We start from the raw sequence: 4,581 nt of genomic DNA, 5'->3' as shown, positions 1-4,581 counted from the left end.
CGGCGGTTTCCTCGATGGATGCCGCCTGCGATTCCGTGCGCTGCGCCAGATCCTGACTGCCGGTGGATATCTCGTCAGAGGCCACCTTCACCGATTGCGCCGTGCTGGTCAGGCGGCCGGCGAAGTCACGCAGGCGGGTCGCCATGCCGTTGGCGCTGTCTTTCAGCTGGCCGAACACGCCGCGATAGTCGCCACGCACCGACTTGGTCAGGTCGCCACCGGCCATGGCGCCCATGGTATCGGCCATTTCGCCGGCCATGGTCTGCAAAGTGGCCGTCAGACGGTTCAGCTCCTGGCTGGTGGACAGGAAGAAGCCTTCCTTGCCGCCCTCATTGATGCGGCCCGACAGGTCGCCCTGCGCCACCTTGTTGACCAGAGAGGCAATTTCCTCGCCGGCGACCTTCTCGCGCGCCTCACGTTCAAGTCGGCGCTTTTCCGATTCCTCGCGCTGGCGGGCGATCTGCGTTTCCGCCTCTTCGCGAGCGATCATACTATCCTTGAATACCTGCACGGCCTGGGCCATCTCGCCAATTTCGTCGCCGCGTTCCTTGCCGGTGACGTCGATCGCCGTATTGCCCTGGGCCAGCGTATTCATCACGGCGGTGATCCGGGTAATCGGCCTGGTCAGCGTGGCGATCACGACATAAAGCGCGAGCAGAACCGACACCGCGATGGCGACGACCGTGATGGCGAGCAGCAGCGGACGCTGGGTATTGTAATAATCCGTCAGACCGACATTCACCGCCTCCACACGTTCGGCATTGCGCGTGTTGATCGCTTCAACCGCCTTGTTCAGCGCCTGGCGGTTGCTGCGGTTGGCGTCGTTGTCGCCATATTCGCGCGCCTGTTTCGTGTCCGCCTCGGTGCCCAGCCGGGCCAGTTCGCGGCGGAACTGGATGAACTGGTTCACCAGGGCGATAAACTGCCTGGCCTCCTCGCTGGCCGCGGCCTGGGGACCAATCAGATTGCTCCAGTCGCGGATCAGGCCTTCCATCTGGGTGGTGAAACGCTGGATGCCGTTGGCAAAGGGCTTGGCCGCAGCGGTGGTATCCGACATGTAGACACCACGCGAATCCATCACCACGGCATAGATCAGGGCGTTCAGCCGCTCGCCATACTGGGTCTGCTTGGCGAGGGAAGCCATTTCGTTGCTCTGCTTCTCGTAGCGGTCGAGCGATATGATCCCCATCGTTCCGATGGCGGCGGCGGCAATTGCCAGCAGCGCCACCACCGCGAGGACGCGCGGGCCGATCTTGATCGTGGATGCGATGGACATTTCTTCCCCCACCATGATTCTTGTTGTCGCGATTAGGGCTGCCCTGCCGGCTAACCCTACGGATACCAACAAGTTTCACACATCTTGGGGCTGTTCTGCAAAGACGGAAACGCTACCACCGGCACAACCGGGGTGGTGCGCGCTAAAGTAAAAATTGCAAATTGGATTTATTATATAATCAAGCAAAGAGCCGCTTACTGATCAAAGCGTCTTGCCCATGAAAAAAGCTCCGCCACGACCAATTGGCACAACCCACTGGCCGGTGCGGAGCCATTAAACGAATAGCCGGTGTAAACGCCGCCAGATCAGGCAGCGGCAGGCAGCGCGGGAACACCCTTGCTGAAGAGACGATTGACGTCGATGAGCGCCACCATACGATCCTCATGGGTGGCGAGCGCGCTCAGGAAACCATGCTCCTCGTCGGCGGCGGTGGCCGGCACCGGCTGCAGCGCACTGGCATCCAGCGCCAGAATATCGGAAACGGTATCGACCAGCAGCCCGCAGGATTCAGTGCCAATCTCGACCACGATCACCACATTGGCGCTGGTCGGGTTGGTGACGCCGCCGCCAAGACGAACACGCAGATCAAAAATCGGCACCACGGCGCCGCGCAGATTGATCACGCCGCGCACGAAGGGGGGCGTGTTGGGCAGCGGAGTGACTTCCGTCCAGGCGCGGATTTCGCGCACGCTTAAGAGATCAAGGCCGTAATTCTGATCGCCGATGGTGAAAGTCAGGACTTCCTGGTTGCCGCGCAGGAGCGATGCACTCTGATCGGTCACTGCGGGTATGCCGGCGGCGGTGCCAGCGGCGGGGATGGTGGCGGGCGTGGACATGGCGCTCACACTTTCTGCTGTGGACGGTCTTGCTGTAGTCAATCTGGAACAACGCGGTAAACGAAACCTTTCGGCTCCGCTTCCCCCTGACCGCCGTCCTGGGTGACAAGGACGGCGCGGACCCGGTGGGGGTGGGGTTTCGAGTTTTGGCAGGGGCCCCTTCGGTGGTCGGTCCGGCAGCGGGCGTGACATACCGCGCTGCTTCAGGGGTACCGCGTTACAATGATTGGCAAACTTCTAATTGATCTGCAAATAAAATCCCACAGGGGAAACCGGGGGTTACCAACAATTCACCCCAGCTCCACAACCCGCATATACAACAAATAGCGGCTGCTCAGAAAACCAGCTCTATGAGTTGTGGCCCCTGCACCTCCAGCGCCGCCAGAAACGCCCGGGCGAAATCGTTCATTTCATCCACCCGCACGGCCGCAACGCCATGACCCTTGGCCAGCGCGACCCAGTCGGGGTCGGGGCGGTCGAGCGTCAGCATGTCGATGGCGCGCGGCCCGGGATTGGCAGCGCCGACATTCGCCAGTTCGTTGCGCAGGATGGCATAGGAGCGATTGGCGAACACCACCATGGTGACATTGAGTTGCTCACGCGCCATCGTCCACAAAGCCTGCAGGGTATAGAAGGCACTGCCATCGCCAGTCAGGGCGATGATCTTGCGATCGGGCGCCGCTATCGCCGCGCCGACGGCGACCGGCAGGCTGTAGCCGATCGAGCCCCCCATGTTGTTGAGCCAGTCATGCGGCGCGGCAGCCTGGGCGGCGGCGAAGATACCACGACCCGAGGTGATCGATTCATCCACCACCACTGCGTTTTCCGGGATCAGAACAGCCATGGCGGCAGCGATCTTGTCGGGTGTCGGCGCACCTTCAGGCAGGGCCGGTTTCGATGGCACGATGGCAGCCGGTACGCTTTTGGGCGCGCCAACCATATCTGCCAGACGCTCCAGCGCATCGATCAGGTCGGCTTCCACGTCGCAGACGGCGGTGATGTTGCAATCATCCTGCGTCAGGATGCTGGGCTTGCCCGGATAGGCGAAGAAAGCCACCGGACGCCGCGCGCCGACCAGCACCAGTTCGCGCACATCCTTCAGGTAGGCCACCGCCTGGTCGACCACGAAGGGGATGCGGCCAACATGCGGCAAGCCGCCGCCACGCTCCATGCGCGCGCTGTAGCCGGAATTCGACAATTTGCAGCCGGTGGCCGCCGCGATGCGGGCCGCCAGTTCCAACCCACGCTGGCGCAGGGCGATGCCGCCCAGGATCAGCATGCCGCTGGCGCCGGCTTTCTTCAGCGCGGCAGCGGCAGCACGCAAGGATGCCTCCTCGGCTTTCACGCGCGGCGGCACGGCCAGCGGCACGGCCACATCGACGGCCTCGTTCCAGGCCGTATCGGCCGGCAGGATGAGGCTGGCGATCTGGCCGCCATTGCTCATCGCCGCCGCGACCGCCTCGGCGCCCAGCGTGGCCACATCCGCCGCGCTGTCCGCCCGGCCGATCCAGTGCGACACCGGCCGGGCAATGCCCTCGATATCAGACGTCAGTGGCGCATCATATTGCAGGTGATAGGTGGCATGTTCGCCGATCACGTTGACGATGCCCGAGCTGGCCTTGCGCGCGTTGTGCAGGTTGGCAACGCCATTGGCCAGACCCGGCCCCAGATGCAGCAAAGTGGCGGCCGGCTTGTCGGCCATGCGCCAGTAGCCGTCGGCCGCGCCGGTCACCACGCCCTCAAACAGGCCTAGAACGCAGCGCACGCCGGGCACACGGTCCAGCGCCGCCACGAAATGCATCTCCGAGGTGCCGGGATTGGCGAAGCAGGTATTTAGGCCGGATGCAACCAGCGTCCGCACCAGACTTTCCGCGCCATTCATTGAACCGCACCCTCCTGTGAATCGAGGGCGCGATCAAACCAGAGTATCCGTATAAAGAGCAAGCCCTTACGATTACCGCCCCGCAGATGGCTGCATTCAGGTCCGGAAGAAGCCAACCAGTTCCGCCAACTGCCGGCCCTGATCCGCTAGGGACTGGGCCGAAGCTGTCGTCTGTTCGACCAGCGCCCCGTTGCGCTGGGTCATTTCATCCATGCTGCTGACCGCAGTGTTGACCTGATCCAGCCCGGTGGCCTGCTCACGGCTGGCGGCGGCGATCTCGGCCACGATGTCGCTCACCTTCTTGATCGCCGTGACGATCTCGGTCAGCGACGATCCGGTCTGGTTCACGAGAGTCGCGCCGGTCTTCACCTGCGCATTCGATTCCTGGATCAGCGCCTTGATGTCTTTCGAGGCGTTGGCCGAACGCTGCGCCAGCGCGCGCACTTCCTGCGCCACCACCGCAAAGCCCTTGCCGGCCTCGCCGGCCCGCGCCGCCTCGACCGAGGCATTCAGGGCGAGAAGATTGGTCTGGAAGGCGATCTCGTCGATCAGCGACACGATGTCCACGATCTTCTGTGAGCTCTCTT

The 4,581-nt window shown here is 63.1% G+C and carries 4 protein-coding genes; all 4 read right to left on the bottom strand.

Annotated features, from left to right (window positions below; genetic code table 11):
* A partial coding sequence (locus Q1J79_RS05660) for a HAMP domain-containing protein (protein ID WP_300297686.1) occupies window positions 1-1,276 on the bottom strand: 1,276 nt, incomplete at its 3' end.
* A 305-nt stretch (window positions 1,277-1,581) separates the two neighbouring features.
* Window positions 1,582-2,112: a chemotaxis protein CheW gene (locus Q1J79_RS05655; RefSeq protein WP_300297683.1), complete on the bottom strand. Its 531-nt coding sequence runs from the start codon at window positions 2,110-2,112 to the stop codon at window positions 1,582-1,584.
* A 334-nt stretch (window positions 2,113-2,446) separates the two neighbouring features.
* Window positions 2,447-3,994, bottom strand: coding sequence for an acetolactate synthase large subunit (locus tag Q1J79_RS05650; RefSeq protein ID WP_300297680.1), 1,548 nt, complete (start codon window positions 3,992-3,994; stop codon window positions 2,447-2,449).
* Window positions 3,995-4,090: 96 nt separating this feature from the next.
* On the bottom strand, window positions 4,091-4,581 hold a 491-nt coding region (locus tag Q1J79_RS05645), incomplete at its 5' end, for a methyl-accepting chemotaxis protein (RefSeq protein ID WP_300297677.1).

This window comes from Ferrovibrio sp., assembly GCF_029255545.1.
Classification (GTDB): Bacteria; Pseudomonadota; Alphaproteobacteria; order Ferrovibrionales; family Ferrovibrionaceae; genus Ferrovibrio.
Note: the sequence above shows the minus strand (reverse complement) of the source record. Positions and strands in the feature narration are given on the sequence as shown.

Coding starts and splice junctions, on each gene's coding strand:
- Q1J79_RS05655 (WP_300297683.1), bottom strand. CDS start 2,112: ATGTCCACGCCCGCCACCATCCCCGCCGCTGGCACCGCCGCCGGCATA.
- Q1J79_RS05650 (WP_300297680.1), bottom strand. CDS start 3,994: ATGAATGGCGCGGAAAGTCTGGTGCGGACGCTGGTTGCATCCGGCCTA.